Here is a 14,489-nt window from a genome sequence, read left to right on the forward strand (position 1 = left end):
ACAAATAGGCGAGGCTCGTTAAAGATATAGCCTCAGCTTTAGCTTTGATGTTTATAGTGTGCTTTTTATATAAAGTGAATACTAGTGAATAATACTAAGAGGTTACCATACCATTAGATATGAATAACTAAAAACAATTCGTAGTTGATGTTAAGGCGTCTCACATAAAAACTTACGTCATATTCTTAGGCGATTCGTTCTAAAATAGCTGCTTCAAACCAAGGTAATTCTGCTTTATCCGCTTCTAATCTAGCAATAAGTGTCAAAGCATGAGTGGCTGACAGCTGTTGATATTCTGTACTAGCATCAATAGTGAGGAGCGGCTCATCGCTTGCGTTTTGCTCATCGATACTGACAAGGGCTTGTTTATCATTTTTATATAATACATCGACACGGCCAAAAAACTGCCATTCATTAAAAGCCGCTATCATCGCATCGTCTGCGTCCTTGGTGTATATCTGCTGCGTTGCTTTGCCCGTATTTGTCCAATGTAGGCGCACCGCTAATTGCAGAGCTTCGCTAAACACAACCAGCGAGCCCATGACTTTTACATGCCAAGGGCTGGTTACTAGCGCTTTATCAATACCGATAAGCTTAGCAGCCTCATCCGCTGTCATAAGTGTATTAAACTGAGCAAGTAGAGCAGGTGTCAACGGATGGGTCTGCTTGATCGCATCGTCTAAACTGTCGTAGTAATATAAAAACGCTAAAGGCTTATCTTGAGTGAGCGTTTTTTCACTAATTTTACAATTATGAATGCGCCAACTGATGGTTGTATCGGTTAGAGCGTCCGCCAAAATGATAGCATTTGGCGTGATGGTTTTTGGGACGGCACCACTTACTGATGAATCCATATAATCTGACGATGCAGATGATAGTTTATCAGAGTTAGAAAATGTATCGGCATTAGAATTGGATGATAAATGAGTAGGTAGGGTAGTCAAATTCATAAACCTAGCATTGGCAGAGTGAAGGCTTAATATAACATTTAACGCACATACATCGCGAACAAAATAAGCATTTAAACGATCGATATAGCGATTTAATATTTGATAAATACGCCTTGTTATAAACGATAATAGTGAGAAGGTATCTTGTACTCAAGCTCTATTTCGTCCACTATATATGGCAGATAATAGGTAACTAGATAAGATGATGCATTAACCGCTAATGAGTATTTAAGGAGTAATATAATGAGTCAGGACAATCAGGTAGTCAAGTACGATGACAATAACATCTTTGCTAAAATGTTAAACGGTGATATTCCGCACCATAAGGTGTATGAAGATGATAAAACTCTCGCCTTTATGGACATCATGCCGCAAGCAGAAGGTCATGTATTGGTCATCCCTAAGCAAAAGGCCGTTGATTTGGTGGATCTTGAGCCAGAATATGCGGCAGCTGTTTTGATGACCTCAAAAAAGGTCATGCAAGCGCAGCGTCAGGTCTTTGCACGTGAAGGTATTATTCAGATGCAACTAAATGGCGCGCAAGCAGGTCAGACGGTGTTTCACTACCATGTGCACCTGATACCAGGGAATATACATGAATTGGGTATTCATGCTGCCAAGCAAGCCGATAGCGATGAGCTTGCCCATACTGCACAGCAACTGGCCGCGGCGATTTCAGATTCTTAATATAGTGCTATTATTTTTGGGCTATATAAATTAATTACATCGGATAAAGGCGTTAAGTCCTAGTAAACTTGTCATAAATATAAAAAGGTAGCTAACAAGCTACCTTTTTTATTGCTTGGTAATAATCATGTAACAAGCGTTAAATTAGTGTTACAAGCTATAAGTTCTTCTGGGGTTTGGTACAAGAGTGTGGTAAAAAACATGCTTTATTGGGCGCGTTTGTACTACTTCATCTATACGAATGAGTTTTTCGTTCGATAAAAGTGCCTTTAATTTGAGGACTATATCTTTTATGAGTAAATTACCTCGCTCCACTATTTTGTTGCCAGTATTTGTACCAGCTGCTGCCATTATGCTGTTATTGGTAATTGGTACCGCAATTAATCCAGAGGCTGCTGGCGAGCTATTTAGTTCAGTACTGGCATTTACCACCGATACTTTCGGTTGGTTTTATATGTTGGCAGTTGCTATATTTTTGATGTTTATTATTGCTTTGGCTTTTTCGCCTTATGGCGGTATTAAGCTGGGTCCTGACCATGCGGAGGCTGAATACAATTTTCTTGAATGGTTTGCCATGCTATTTTCAGCAGGTTACGGCATTGCGTTGCTATTTTATGGCGTCGCTGAACCTGTGCTACATTTTGCCAGTCCACCACTCTCAGAGCCTCAAACGATTGCTGCTGCTAAAGAGGCGATGCAGATTGCCTATTTTCATTGGGGATTCCATATTTGGGCGATATATGGCGTGGTAGGTTTGTCATTGGCATATTTCTCTTTTCGTCATGGGTTGCCATTGTCAGTGCGCTCAACGTTATATCCATTAATTGGTGACAAAATCCATGGACCTATTGGGCATACGGTCGATGTGTTTGCGATTGTGGGTACTATGTTTGGTATCGCCACCAGTTTGGGTTTATCGGTAGCGCAAATCAATGCAGGTTTGAACTACTTATTGCCTAATATGGTACCAGTAAGCACGACAGTGCAAGTCATTATTATCGCTTTGGTTACTGCAGCAGCGCTCGTCTCTGTACTGGCTGGAATGGACAAGGGTGTTAAACGGCTGTCTATTCTAAACATGGTCTTGGCAACAGCACTGATGATATTTGTATTTGTCGTCGGTCCATCAGTATTTATCTTAAATGCCTTTATGGAAAATACGGGTAGTTATTTGGGCAATATCGTTGAGCGTACTTTTAGTTTGCAAGCCTATCAATCTAGTGATTGGATCGGTAGTTGGACGTTATTTATCTTTGCCTGGACGATTGCGTGGGCGCCGTTTGTCGGTTTGTTTATTGCTAAGATTAGTCGTGGGCGTACCATTCGTGAGTTTGTACTGGGTGTCATGTTAGTACCAACGCTGTTTACATTCTTTTGGTTTTCAGTATTTGGTGATACGGCGCTACATATGATTATGGTTGATGGTTACAATGCTTTGATTGGGGAGGTGCAGAATAACCAAGCGATAGCGTTATTTAAATTGTTAGAGAATTTGCCGTTTACACAGATAGTTTCATCATTGACCGTACTATTAATTATCACCTTTTTTGTGACGTCATCAGATTCAGGGTCGCTGGTCATTGACTCACTTGCCGCAGGCGGACGCAGTGACACGCCGTGGTGGCAGCGTTCGTTTTGGGTGGTAACCGAAGGTGCAGTCGCGGCAGCGTTACTTATTGCTGGAGGTCTGAGCGCTCTACAAACTGCTGCTATCGTCAGCGCGCTACCTTTTGCAGTCATCATATTGATCTCTACATTTGGCATGTGGCGTGCGCTACGTATCGAGGGGCATCGCAACGAGAGCTTAGCCAATGACAATCATCTGCCACCGCATTTACTCAAACTAGATGCATGGCGTGACCGTATTGATTATATAACTCATCAACCAACGCGTGACAAGGTACTGGACTATATTAAAGGCACGGTTTTATCTTCAATGCATGAAGTTGCAGAGAAGTTTGAAGAGACAGGTTGGTTGCCTGAGGTGAATTATGATGAGGTTAATGATCGTGCAGTGCTTGAATTAAGACGCGGCGAAAACGTTGAGTTTTGGTACGAGGTTCGTTTGTCCGAGCATGAGATTCCTGATTATTATACTGAAGATATGGCCAATACATTACCGCAAGAGCATCACCATCGTGCTGAGGTATATCTGCGCCGTGGTGGTCAAACCTATGATTTGTATGGTTATCAATCAGAATCGGTGATTAACGATATCATCGATCAGTTTGAGAAATATCTACACTTTGTTAATGTGTCGCCAGACATTCTGCCTTGGCGTATGCAAGAGCATGATGATGATATTACGCTTGAGCAAGGTAGTGTGTTTGATAAGTAAGTATCGAATCATTTGATTGTCACTAAAGGCAGCTAGATGGCTGCCTTTTTTGCTATAGAAAACGCCCTTTTCATTATAGTTTAAAAGCGCTATGGTTAACGCTATTTTAAACTATCGCTTACTGGGCTTATAGATGAATGAATTGTCGACAAGCGTTATTTGTGCATACTAAAGACATATAAATACTTTAAAAAAACAGATGTTATATAAGCGTATCATACACCTATTCAAATTTATGATTTTTGAGAACCTTTTATGAGTAAGCTATCTCGTTCGACTATTTTGATGCCGGTATTTATACCGACTGCTGTGGTCATGGTATTGTTGGTGATCGGTGCTTCGGTCAATCCACAACTGGCAAGTGGTTTGTTTGCACAAGTGCTGGGCTTTACCACCGAGACTTTTGGTTGGTTTTATATGCTGGCCACAGCGCTGTTTTTGATGTTTATCGTGATTTTGGCGTTTTCGCCTTATGGTGGCATCAAGCTAGGACCTGACCATGGCACGGCGCAATATAATTTTATTGAATGGATCTCTATGCTGTTTTCGGCAGGCTACGGTATCGCTTTATTGTTCTATGGCGTTGCTGAGCCTGTAATTCATTTTGCCACACCGCCGCTGTCAGAGCCGCAAACCATTGCTGCAGCCAAAGAGGCGATGCAAATTGCTTATTTTCATTGGGGTTTTCATATTTGGGCCATTAACGGTGTGGTGGCACTCACCTTAGCTTATTTTGCTTTTCGACATGGTTTGCCTTTGTCGATGCGCTCGACGCTGTATCCGATAATCGGTGAAAAAATCCATGGCCCCATCGGTCATGCGGTTGATGTATTTGCTATTTTAGGCACTTTGTTTGGTCTGGCAACCAGTTTGGGTATCTCTGTCTCGCAAATTAACACCGGCTTGAACTACTTGATGCCGAGTATTCCAGTTAATACCACCGTACAGGTTATTGCAATCACCGTAATAACAGGCTTGGCACTGATATCAGTATTGGCGGGTATGGATAAGGGCGTCAAACGCCTGTCTATTTTAAATATGACACTCGCGACCTCCCTCATGCTGTTTGTATTTATCGTCGGTCCTTCAGTGTTTATTCTAAATGCTTTTATGGAAAACACAGGCAGCTATCTGGGCAATATCGTTGAACGTACCTTTAGTTTGCAAGCCTATCAGCAGGGTGACTGGATCACCAGTTGGACGTTGTTTATCTTTGCATGGACGATTTCATGGTCACCGTTTGTTGGTATCTTTATTGCCAAAATTAGCCGCGGGCGTACCATTCGTGAGTTTATCGCCGGTATAATGCTAGTACCGACTATCTTTACTTTCTTTTGGTTTGCCGTGTTTGGTGATACGGCGCTAAACATGATTATGGTACAAGGCTATGAGTCACTCATTAGTGAAGTACAGAACAACCAAGCTATCGCTCTATTTAAGCTGCTTGAAAACCTACCATTTACTCAAGTGGTATCTGGTCTAGCGGTCGTACTTATTATTACCTTTTTTATCACTTCTTCTGACTCTGGATCGTTAGTGATTGACTCGCTAGCTGCAGGGGGACGTAGTGACACGCCTGCATGGCAGCGTACGTTTTGGGTGGTGATATTGGGTGTTGTCGCCTCGGTGCTGCTGCTGGCAGGTGGGCTACAAGCACTGCAAACGGCAGCCATCGTTAGTGCCTTACCGTTTACGATGATTATCTTGATTGCAATGTTTGGTATGTGGCGGGCGCTGCGTATTGAAGGTCACCGTGATGAAAGCTTGGCAAATGAAAACCGTTTGCCACCGCATCTGCTTAAGCTTGAGTCATGGCGCAATCGGATTGATTACATCACTGAACAACCCAGCCGTGAAGATGTTTTGGGTTATATTAAAGGGACGGTCATGTCATCGATGAAGGAGGTGGCAGAGAAGTTTAAGGAAACGGGATGGCATCCTGAAGTCAATTATGATGACACCAATAACCGGGCGGTATTAGAACTACAGTATGGCGATGATGTAGAGTTTTGGTATGAAGTGCGGTTGACGCACCAAGACATACCTGTTTATTATAAGGACAGGGTCAGCAGTGAGATATCGCAAGATCACTATTACCGTGCCAAGGTCCACTTGCGCCGCGGTGGTCAGGTTTATGACTTGTACGGTTATCAATCAGAGTCGGTGATTAACGATATCATCGATCAGTTTGAAAAATATTTGTACTTCTTAGAAGAGTCGCCGAACAGCCTGCCATGGCGTATGCAAGAGCATGACGACGATATTACACTTGAGCAGGGTAGTGTGTTTGATAAATAGTTGGTTTCATTGTTAAAACTGAGTATTAGTTGTTGCAAGTTATTCGCTTGAATGGCTTGCAATAAAATCAAGAACCCTTAGAATAACGGCTTGTTTTCTATGCAAATCAAGCCGTTTTTTATGCTTATAAATAATCCAGCTCATGCTGAATCGGTCGTACAACCTATCAGCGCTCATCCATTATTGCAGCCTCTTAATATTGGCGGTCTGACGATTGAAAACCGCCTTATGGTGGCACCAATGGCAGGCGTGACAGACAATCCTTTTCGTAGGCTGTGTAAGTCATTTGGCGCAGGTCATGCAGTTAGCGAGATGATAATCGCTGATACGGCGCTTTATGCGCGCAAAAAATCTCTTTATCGGGCCAATTTTGACAATGAAATCGCGCCAATTTCTGCCCAGATAGCAGGAGCTGAGCCGGATAAGCTCGCTGAGGCAGCGCGTTATCAGATTGATAATGGTGCGCAGATTATCGATATCAATATGGGTTGTCCTGCCAAAAAAGTCTGTCGCAAGCTGGCGGGTTCTGCACTATTACAAGACGAAGATTTGGTTGCGCGTTTGCTTGATGCTGCGGTAGGCGCAGTCGATGCCCCTGTCACCTTAAAGACGCGTTTGGGGTTTGAGAATGGACGAGAAAATATTTTGCGGGTGGCAAAGCGAGCAGAGCAAGCGGGGATCGCAGCGATTGCCATTCATGGGCGCACGCGTGAGGACATGTATACTGGCGTAGCACGTTATGAGCTGATACGAGAAGTCAAAGAGAGTATCAGTATTCCTGTCATAGCCAATGGCGATATTGATAGCGCGCAAAAAGCGCAGCATGTCTATGAGATGACAGGATGTGATGCGGTGATGATAGGACGCGCCGCCCAAGGGCAGCCGTGGTTATTTCGTGATATTGAGCATTTTTTACGTACTGGTGAGCGTCTTGACGCGCCAAGTATCGGCGAGATAAAAGACATCGTACTGGCGCATCTACAAGAGCTATATGATTTTTATGGTGAATACTCAGGTTGCCGTATTGCCCGTAAGCATATTGCTTGGTACACCACAGGTATTCCTAACTCTAATGCCTTTCGTCAAGCAATGTATGGCGAGGAAAGCACCGCTGGGCAGTTTCGCGTGGTCGAAGATTTTTTGCAAACGCACGAATGACTTAAATAAATGTCATACCAAGAGCATTATTTATAATGCGCACTTCGAGTCTGAGCTTAAGGGTCTAACTCTGAGTTTGATTTATCAAAATTGTCATTATAAAGTTTTTGATTTACACGCTGTGCCCCCTGCGGTGATTTTTCTTTTTGCCACGGGAAGCGTCCTTCTAGCTCGACTTGTAGTGATAAGCTCAAAAAAGTTCGAATGAGTACGATAAAACCCAATACCAAAACGCCGCGTAACGTCGGCTCTGTGACCACGGTTGCCATAATGTCGGCAGCGATAAGTACCTCTAAGCCTAGTAAAATAGACTTACCAACGGTCTGTCTAATCTCGACATAGGTATCATGATTGAAGCCATTAGATAATCGAATGCCGCGATAAAACGCAAAGAACAAACCGAAAAACATAATAAGTACACCAATGATCTCAACTACCTTGGCAACCAAATCGATATAATGAGCTAGCATTTCTATCAAAATATATCCTTATTATCAAAAAACTTAGTTAAGTAAAAAACTAATTAACCAAAGACCCGCCATAATATCCAAAACAATCCTGCCATAATGGCTGCAATCACTAAAAGCCTCTTAGCCCAGTAGGGGACAAGTGATTTTTTGTAGCCTATATCATCCAATTTGCTATCGACGCCTCTTTGTAAGCTTTTAAAACCTTGTTCAGATTGCGTTGTTTTGACGCGGTGCTTGACAAGCGTTTCAGGCGTGGTCTCTACTTCTGGTTCTCTATCAAAGCTGAGAGCTTCATTTGGGATGCCTTGTTTATTGGCAATTGTAGTTAGGTTTTGATGTTGTTTATTCTTAATCTCGGTCTCATAGGCGTCAATACGTAATTTTGCTGCGTCCATGCTGATGTTTTCGTCTTGAGCCAACGTCTTGATGGCCATCACTAGATTGCCTTTTTCGACCATCATACCAATAGACTTGGGTAGCTTTGCACTGGCAGGTTTTGAGTTTGAGTCGGAGTTAAACATGATAGTCCTTGCTATTTAATGACGTTAGAGCGCTTGTTAAGAATGTCAACCATTATAGCAATGTTATCTCTATAAAATTATTGTTCGATGGTATCGTTAATACTAAATCAATTGAATACACCAGATTATGACGCGAGACTGGGAAAATTTTTCTTGCGTGCTATGTCTCTTTTATATTAGCCTGACTATGAGGCAAGACCTTTATAACTTGATAGTTTTTCAATATGACCTAAATTTACACAAAAAAATACCGCCGTCATAGAGATGATGGCGGTATTTTAAATGGTGCTTGTTGACTATCTAAAGCGACAATTTACATATCTTTCCAGCGCTGGATAGATTCTTTGATGACTTCTTTCGCTTCGCTAACGTCACCCCATGATTCGACCACGGTAGTACCTGCTTTTTTTAGATCTTTATAGTGGCTAAAGTGGAAGTGTAATTGCTTGATGAGCTGTTCTGGTAGATCTTCTAGGCTGTTATAAGCGTTACCATTATTACGATCATCAGCTGGTACGACGACGATTTTGTCATCCACTTCGCCATCATCAACGAACTTCATCACACCAATGACTTTGGCTTTTAAAAAGACCCCGGTCGTTAATGGCTGCTCTGTAATAATCAATGCGTCAAGCTCATCGCCATCTTCATCAAGGGTTTGCGGGATAAAACCATAGTTGCAAGGTTTGGCAAAAATCTGTGGATCAATACGATCAAGCTCGAACACGGCCAGCTCGCGATTCCATTCAATTTTGTGACTGCTGCCGGTTGGGATTTCGACTACGACATTGATAATGCCGCCATCAACATCGCCTGCGTCTAAGATTTTATTGAAATCTGCCATAAAATACTCCTATTTGCTTTTGTTATAAATGCTTGATTGGCTAAAAATGTTTACAGGATGATATGCGGCGTAGGATGTGTATCACTACGCCTAATTTGTGCCGCCTGCGAGTATAGCAAGTTTGACTTAAATTTTCTTGTTAAGCTTAAGTCTAAGAAGGCACGATATTATGCAAAATAAGACTCAATACTTTAGATTGGCATAAAATAATTAATATAAAGTAGTAAGACAGCTGCTACTTATAAGAAGTAATCGGGCGCAATTCGATCAAACCAGCATGACGTTTGGCGACGTTATCAATAAGCTTTTGGGTAATTTGCTCATAACTCAATGCTGCGCCTATTTGCTGATCTTGCTTTGCATCATTATTCATTGCTACAAAATCCGCCAATCGCAGCATTTGCATGCCAGCATAACCGCAAGGGTTGATGGCATTAAACGCCGACAAGTCACAATCCAAATTAAGCGCAATGCCGTGATAACTAAAACCGTGTTTAATCTTAAAACCTAGTGAAGCGACTTTTCCTAGCATAATGGCATCTCCTGCTGAAGAGACGGGTTGATGGTTTTTGTCATCGTCAGTATCTCTATTATGAGCATGAGACATATCAGCATATAGATAAACCCCTGGTGCATCACGGCGCGAATGAGCACTAATAACATCGTTACTATTCGATGGCGGCAGGCTTTTTAGACAGTCGTTAACGACATCTTCTATCGCTTGTTCAGCATGTGATACCAGATTTCGAACACTCCAGCCAAGACTGTGTAAGTCAAATAGCCAATATACTACCAGTTGTCCATGGCCATGCCACGTCACTTGTCCACCGCGATCAGTCTTGATAATGGGTGTGTCCGTATGCTGTAAGATATGCTCTTCTTTACCTGCCTGACCTAGAGTATAGACATCATTATGATCGACTATCCATAACTCATCAGGCGTACGTAAGCTTTGCTCTTTTTTCAAATTGATGCGCTCAAGTGTGCGCTCAAGCATGGCATCGTGAGTGGCATTATAGTCTGCAGAAGATAACGACTTACTAATGAGCATATCGCTTATTTGCGACGTTTCTTGTGAGGTTGTTTGCATGGTTTCTATAGTGGGATTTTTCATGAGAGTCAGCTTCTTATTGTCATATAAGCAATTTGCTTAGGATAAATAATGTTACTAGCGAGTTTAGCAGTTTTTGCTATTATCACCCAACCTATAGGCGAATGCTTCTTTCCTAAATAGGTAAATAGGGACAAATGCTACTTTAATAGACCGTTTATGCAAACCTGCCAGTATGTGAATCGACCTTTTCATTCCCTACTCGATACGCTACATTAAATAGCAACTGGCTAGGGTGCGTTCACTTTAGCGTGTATGACAAGGAAGAAACATGATAGATCATGACCAGACTATAGACGACCAAGCTACAATCAATCAAGCAACAACCGGCTCTAATAAGCCGCTGAGTACTATTACAACGATAGAGCAATTGCAAAAAAAGTTTTCGCGCATGCAAACCTTAAGCCGTCATCAGCCTATTACTGATTGGGCCACGCGTGAGAGTCAGTTAGACAATCTAGAAGCGCTACTAAGCGATAATCAAAAAAACTTAGCCAAGGCTATCAGTGCAGACTTTGGTCATCGTAGCGAGTCAGAAACGCAGTTTGCAGAGCTGTTTCCAAGCTTTACTGGTATCAGTCATGCCAAAAAACATGGCAAAGCATGGATGAAAACCCGCCGCGTTTCTATTTCAGCATTATATATGCCTGCACATAATGAGATTCAGCCGCAGCCGTTAGGCGTGGTCGGTATTATGGTGCCATGGAATTACCCATTGTATTTGGCAATAGGACCGATGATTGATGCATTGACGGCTGGCAATCGGGTAATGATTAAAATGAGTGAGGCTGCACCAAAGTTCGCTGAGGCGTTTGCTAAAGCAGTTGCGCATTATTTTTCACCCGATATGGTCTGTGTCGTATTGGGCGAGGTTGATATTGCGGAAGCTTTTAGTAAGCTGCCGTTTGATCATCTGCTTTATACTGGCTCTACTGCGGTCGGCAAAAAAGTCATGGCAGCCGCCGCACCGAACTTAACGCCAGTGACACTTGAGCTGGGCGGTAAGTCGCCAGTCATCGTACTCGATGATGTGAATTTAGAGAATGCAGTCAATCGAGTAATGATGGGTAAGACCCTAAACGCCGGTCAAACTTGCATTGCGCCTGATTATGTATTGATTCAGCGTCAATATCACGAGCGCTTTATCAGCTTAGCAAAAGAGTGGATGCAAAAACATTATCCTAATATTGGTAACAATCAAGACTATAGTCACATTATTAATGACGACCAGTTTAAGCGTGTAGCAGGTTATCTACAAAAACTGCCAGAAGATCGTGTGCAGCCGCTCACCGATGTTGAGGCAAGTCTCGATACGCGCTTGATGCCTCCGGTTGTCGTCACTGATCCTGAGACGGACAGTGACGTGATGCAAGAGGAGATTTTTGCACCGATTCTGCCATTGATGGATTATGAAACGCTTGATGATGCCATTCGTTTTATTAACGAGCGTCCTCGTCCATTAGCATTATACGTATTTGGTAACAACGAGCGCGATGTGGAAAAAGTACGCACGCATACGGTATCGGGCGGTGTTTGTATTAACGAGGTCATCTTGCATGTTGCCCAGCATGATATGCCATTTGGCGGAGTAGGTCACTCAGGTATGGGTGCTTATCACGGTAAAGCAGGGTTTGAGCGCTTAAGTCATATGAAGCCTGTCTTTGTACAATCAAAACTTAATGGTATGAATTTGTTGTTGCCGCCTTATGGTGAGCTATTTAAAAAAGGTATGGCTCTGCTGTTAAAGTAGTTAATATTTAAACTTAATTATTTAAAGTACCAAAGCGTCTATTGACATAGGCGCTATTTTTTTATTTGAAATATAGTCAGTTTTTAAAAAAAGAGCTAAAACCATTAGCATGTACTACCAAAATAAGCTTTTTTTGGTCAAAAAAAGCATTAGTGATGAATAAGTAAGCGTTTGTCATCAATACTATAAATCGCTACACTTCGTAATATTACTAGACGGTAGTTGTGGTAAATTTATATTTCTGATTAGAAACAAGCTTTGGTTTTAATAATGAGCGTCTACCCAATTGACTGGTAAATCATTAATAATAACTCGCTAAAATAACGATAAATAGGACATAACATGCGCCAATGGATTGCGTTAAGTTTACTTTGTATGAGCGCGTTGTTACTGCCAATATCGGCGTCAGCAGCCTGCCAATCACCTATCAAATTTGGCGCACTAACATGGGAGAGCGGTCAGTTTATCTCTGGTGTGCTGAAGTACATCACTGAAGATGGCTATGACTGTACAATTGAAGAAGTGCCAGGAGCAGGGCCTGCGCTCGAGACGGCATTGTCACAGAACGACATCCAAGTCATTGGTGAGCAATGGGTTGGACGCTCGCCAATTATGGAACAAGCCATTGAACAAAACAAAGTAGCAGTCATTGGCGATACACTCAAGGGCGGCGCAACCCAAGGTTGGTATGTTCCTAAATATGTCCTAGAAGAAAACCCAGGTCTACGCAGTTATCAAGATTTGCCTAAGTATGCTGAGCTATTTCCAGACCCTGAAGAACCTGGTAAGTCACGTTTTATGAACTGTCCATCGGGCTGGGCATGCGAGGTTTTTAATACTCGTTTGCTTAAGAATACGGGTTTGGATAGTGTTTTTAACAATGCCCATCCCGGAACCGGTGCTGCTCTCGATGCCGAGATTGCCTCTGCATTTGAGCAGCACAAACCGCTACTATTTTATTACTGGCAGCCTACGGGTTTGATGGCAAAATATGACTTTGCGTCATTAGAGTTCCCTGCTCATGATGACGCTTGTTGGCAAGATTTGTTACGAGCTGATGGTACAGCTGATTGTGTGTCTGGCTTTCCGGTATCACCTTTAGGTATTGCAGTATCGACGCCTTTTATTGAGTCTAATCCCGAGCTGGCTGAGGTATATAAACGTATTCAGTTTACCCCTGATGAGCTTAATGGCGCTATCTTAGAGATGAGTGAGACTAAGCGTAGTGGGGATGAGCAAGCGTTAGCGTTTTTACGTGATAATCCAAATGTTTGGCAAGAGTGGTTGTCTGATGAAGCAGCTAAGCGTCTAGCTGCTAAGTTAGGTATAAGCTTAACAGGCGCGGCTGTTGCTAATACTGGTGTTGCTAACAATAGTACAGGCAGTGACAATCAATCAGGTCTAGCATCAAGCTTTCCTTCGTGGTCACTTGAGACTCCGCTGAATAATACCTTGGCAAACGTTGTTCAAAACTATGGTGATGTGTTTCGTACCATCAGTACGATGGCGCTGACCTACTTGTTGCTCCCTATCGAACGTCTGTTGACCGTTATTCCACCATGGATCATTATCGCGCTCGTGACGATACTTGGATGGTTTGGTGTTCGCAAAATATGGTTTGCCTTGGCCTGCGGTGCGGGGCTATTTTTGATTGGTGCTTTTGGTCTGTGGGGCGCGCTCATCGATACCTTAGCGCTACTGATTGTATCGGTACTGGTTACGGTGGTGATTGGTATTCCAATTGGTATTGCGATGTCAGGTAGTAAGATTCTGCGCAAAGTTGTGACTCCTGTACTAGATGTGATGCAGACCATGCCAAGTTTTGTTTATCTCATTCCAGTGCTGATGCTGTTCGGTATCGGCAAAGTGCCTGCGCTATTTGCTACGGTCATTTATGCACTGCCGCCACTGATTCGCTTGACGACTCTGGGTATCACCCAAGTCAATCACGAGATGATAGAGGCAGGACGCTCATTTGGTAGTACTCATTTGCAGCTGCTTATCTGGATTAAGTTACCGCAAGCACTGCCTAGTATCATGGCGGGGATTAACCAAGCAGTGATGATGTCGCTTGCTATGGTAGTACTAGCTTCCATGATTGGTGCACCAGGTCTTGGCGAAGATGTCTTGCAATCTATCCAAACGCTTAATATCGGCCAAGGCTTGCAAGCAGGTACCGCTATTGTCATTGTTGCTATTATTATCGACCGTATTACTCAAGCATTTGGTCAAGGTAAGCGGGCGCGTCAAAAAACTATTGACGCAGGTAAACGCCCGATTGGTTAGGAGTTTGCTTGGCGTTAAGGTGAACATAACCAGTTAAAAATTGAGTGTAACAAACAGCAAAAATGACAGTAACGAC

11 protein-coding genes are annotated in these 14,489 nt (G+C 42.8%); 6 read left to right on the top strand and 5 right to left on the bottom strand.

The window, feature by feature from the left end; genetic code table 11:
- Nucleotides 1–185: 185 nt before the first annotated feature.
- A complete protein-coding gene (locus tag Q0895_RS08110) occupies nt 186–950 on the bottom strand; it encodes a hypothetical protein (protein ID WP_299187522.1) in 765 nt (254 codons plus the stop codon).
- A 243-nt stretch (nt 951–1,193) separates the two neighbouring features.
- Between Q0895_RS08110 and Q0895_RS08115 the strand changes: the two genes are divergently transcribed.
- The 4 genes from Q0895_RS08115 (at nt 1,194) to dusB (ending at nt 7,431) form a co-directional block, all read left to right on the top strand.
- Nucleotides 1,194–1,637: an HIT domain-containing protein gene (locus Q0895_RS08115; RefSeq protein ID WP_058368063.1), complete on the top strand. Its 444-nt coding sequence runs from the start codon at nt 1,194–1,196 to the stop codon at nt 1,635–1,637.
- 292 nt (nt 1,638–1,929) lie between these two features.
- Nucleotides 1,930–3,975, top strand: a complete 2,046-nt coding sequence (locus tag Q0895_RS08120; protein WP_299187525.1) for a BCCT family transporter — start codon at nt 1,930–1,932, stop codon at nt 3,973–3,975.
- A 255-nt stretch (nt 3,976–4,230) separates the two neighbouring features.
- On the top strand, nt 4,231–6,273 hold the full coding sequence (locus Q0895_RS08125) for a BCCT family transporter (RefSeq protein ID WP_299187527.1): 2,043 nt from the start codon (nt 4,231–4,233) through the stop codon (nt 6,271–6,273).
- A gap of 120 nt (nt 6,274–6,393) precedes the next feature.
- On the top strand, nt 6,394–7,431 hold the full coding sequence (gene dusB, locus Q0895_RS08130) for a tRNA dihydrouridine synthase DusB (protein WP_299187530.1): 1,038 nt from the start codon (nt 6,394–6,396) through the stop codon (nt 7,429–7,431).
- A gap of 56 nt (nt 7,432–7,487) precedes the next feature.
- Here the strand turns inward: dusB and Q0895_RS08135 are convergent, their stop codons facing one another.
- The 4 genes from Q0895_RS08135 to Q0895_RS08150 form a co-directional block, all read right to left on the bottom strand.
- On the bottom strand, nt 7,488–7,901 hold the full coding sequence (locus Q0895_RS08135; RefSeq protein ID WP_299187713.1) for a DUF1622 domain-containing protein: 414 nt from the start codon (nt 7,899–7,901) through the stop codon (nt 7,488–7,490).
- 53 nt (nt 7,902–7,954) lie between these two features.
- Nucleotides 7,955–8,422, bottom strand: a complete 468-nt coding sequence (locus tag Q0895_RS08140) for a hypothetical protein (RefSeq protein WP_058368060.1) — start codon at nt 8,420–8,422, stop codon at nt 7,955–7,957.
- 313 nt (nt 8,423–8,735) lie between these two features.
- Nucleotides 8,736–9,266 carry an inorganic diphosphatase gene (locus Q0895_RS08145; RefSeq protein ID WP_058368059.1) on the bottom strand — a complete coding sequence of 177 codons (531 nt, stop codon included), beginning with the start codon at nt 9,264–9,266 and terminating at the stop codon, nt 8,736–8,738.
- Nucleotides 9,267–9,501: 235 nt separating this feature from the next.
- On the bottom strand, nt 9,502–10,356 hold the full coding sequence (locus Q0895_RS08150) for an octanoyltransferase (protein ID WP_299187716.1): 855 nt from the start codon (nt 10,354–10,356) through the stop codon (nt 9,502–9,504).
- Between the two features lie 292 nt (nt 10,357–10,648).
- Here Q0895_RS08150 and Q0895_RS08155 point away from each other — a divergent pair, with 292 nt between their 5' ends.
- Nucleotides 10,649–12,127, top strand: coding sequence for a coniferyl aldehyde dehydrogenase (locus tag Q0895_RS08155; protein ID WP_299187537.1), 1,479 nt, complete (start codon nt 10,649–10,651; stop codon nt 12,125–12,127).
- Nucleotides 12,128–12,469: 342 nt separating this feature from the next.
- Nucleotides 12,470–14,413: a glycine betaine ABC transporter substrate-binding protein gene (locus Q0895_RS08160; protein ID WP_299187539.1), complete on the top strand. Its 1,944-nt coding sequence runs from the start codon at nt 12,470–12,472 to the stop codon at nt 14,411–14,413.
- The last annotated feature ends 76 nt before the right edge of the window (nt 14,414–14,489 follow it).

This window comes from uncultured Psychrobacter sp. (genome assembly GCF_947495825.1).
In the GTDB taxonomy this organism is placed as follows: Bacteria; Pseudomonadota; Gammaproteobacteria; order Pseudomonadales; family Moraxellaceae; genus Psychrobacter.

Bases quoted from the DNA above. Each gene is read 5' to 3' on its own strand.
- Q0895_RS08110 (WP_299187522.1), bottom strand. From the start codon at position 950: ATGAATTTGACTACCCTACCTACTCATTTATCATCCAATTCTAATGCC.
- Q0895_RS08115 (WP_058368063.1), top strand. From the start codon at position 1,194: ATGAGTCAGGACAATCAGGTAGTCAAGTACGATGACAATAACATCTTT.
- Q0895_RS08120 (WP_299187525.1), top strand. From the start codon at position 1,930: ATGAGTAAATTACCTCGCTCCACTATTTTGTTGCCAGTATTTGTACCA.
- Q0895_RS08125 (WP_299187527.1), top strand. From the start codon at position 4,231: ATGAGTAAGCTATCTCGTTCGACTATTTTGATGCCGGTATTTATACCG.
- dusB (WP_299187530.1), top strand. From the start codon at position 6,394: ATGCTTATAAATAATCCAGCTCATGCTGAATCGGTCGTACAACCTATC.
- Q0895_RS08135 (WP_299187713.1), bottom strand. From the start codon at position 7,901: ATGCTAGCTCATTATATCGATTTGGTTGCCAAGGTAGTTGAGATCATT.
- Q0895_RS08140 (WP_058368060.1), bottom strand. From the start codon at position 8,422: ATGTTTAACTCCGACTCAAACTCAAAACCTGCCAGTGCAAAGCTACCC.
- Q0895_RS08145 (WP_058368059.1), bottom strand. From the start codon at position 9,266: ATGGCAGATTTCAATAAAATCTTAGACGCAGGCGATGTTGATGGCGGC.
- Q0895_RS08150 (WP_299187716.1), bottom strand. From the start codon at position 10,356: ATGCAAACAACCTCACAAGAAACGTCGCAAATAAGCGATATGCTCATT.
- Q0895_RS08155 (WP_299187537.1), top strand. From the start codon at position 10,649: ATGATAGATCATGACCAGACTATAGACGACCAAGCTACAATCAATCAA.
- Q0895_RS08160 (WP_299187539.1), top strand. From the start codon at position 12,470: ATGCGCCAATGGATTGCGTTAAGTTTACTTTGTATGAGCGCGTTGTTA.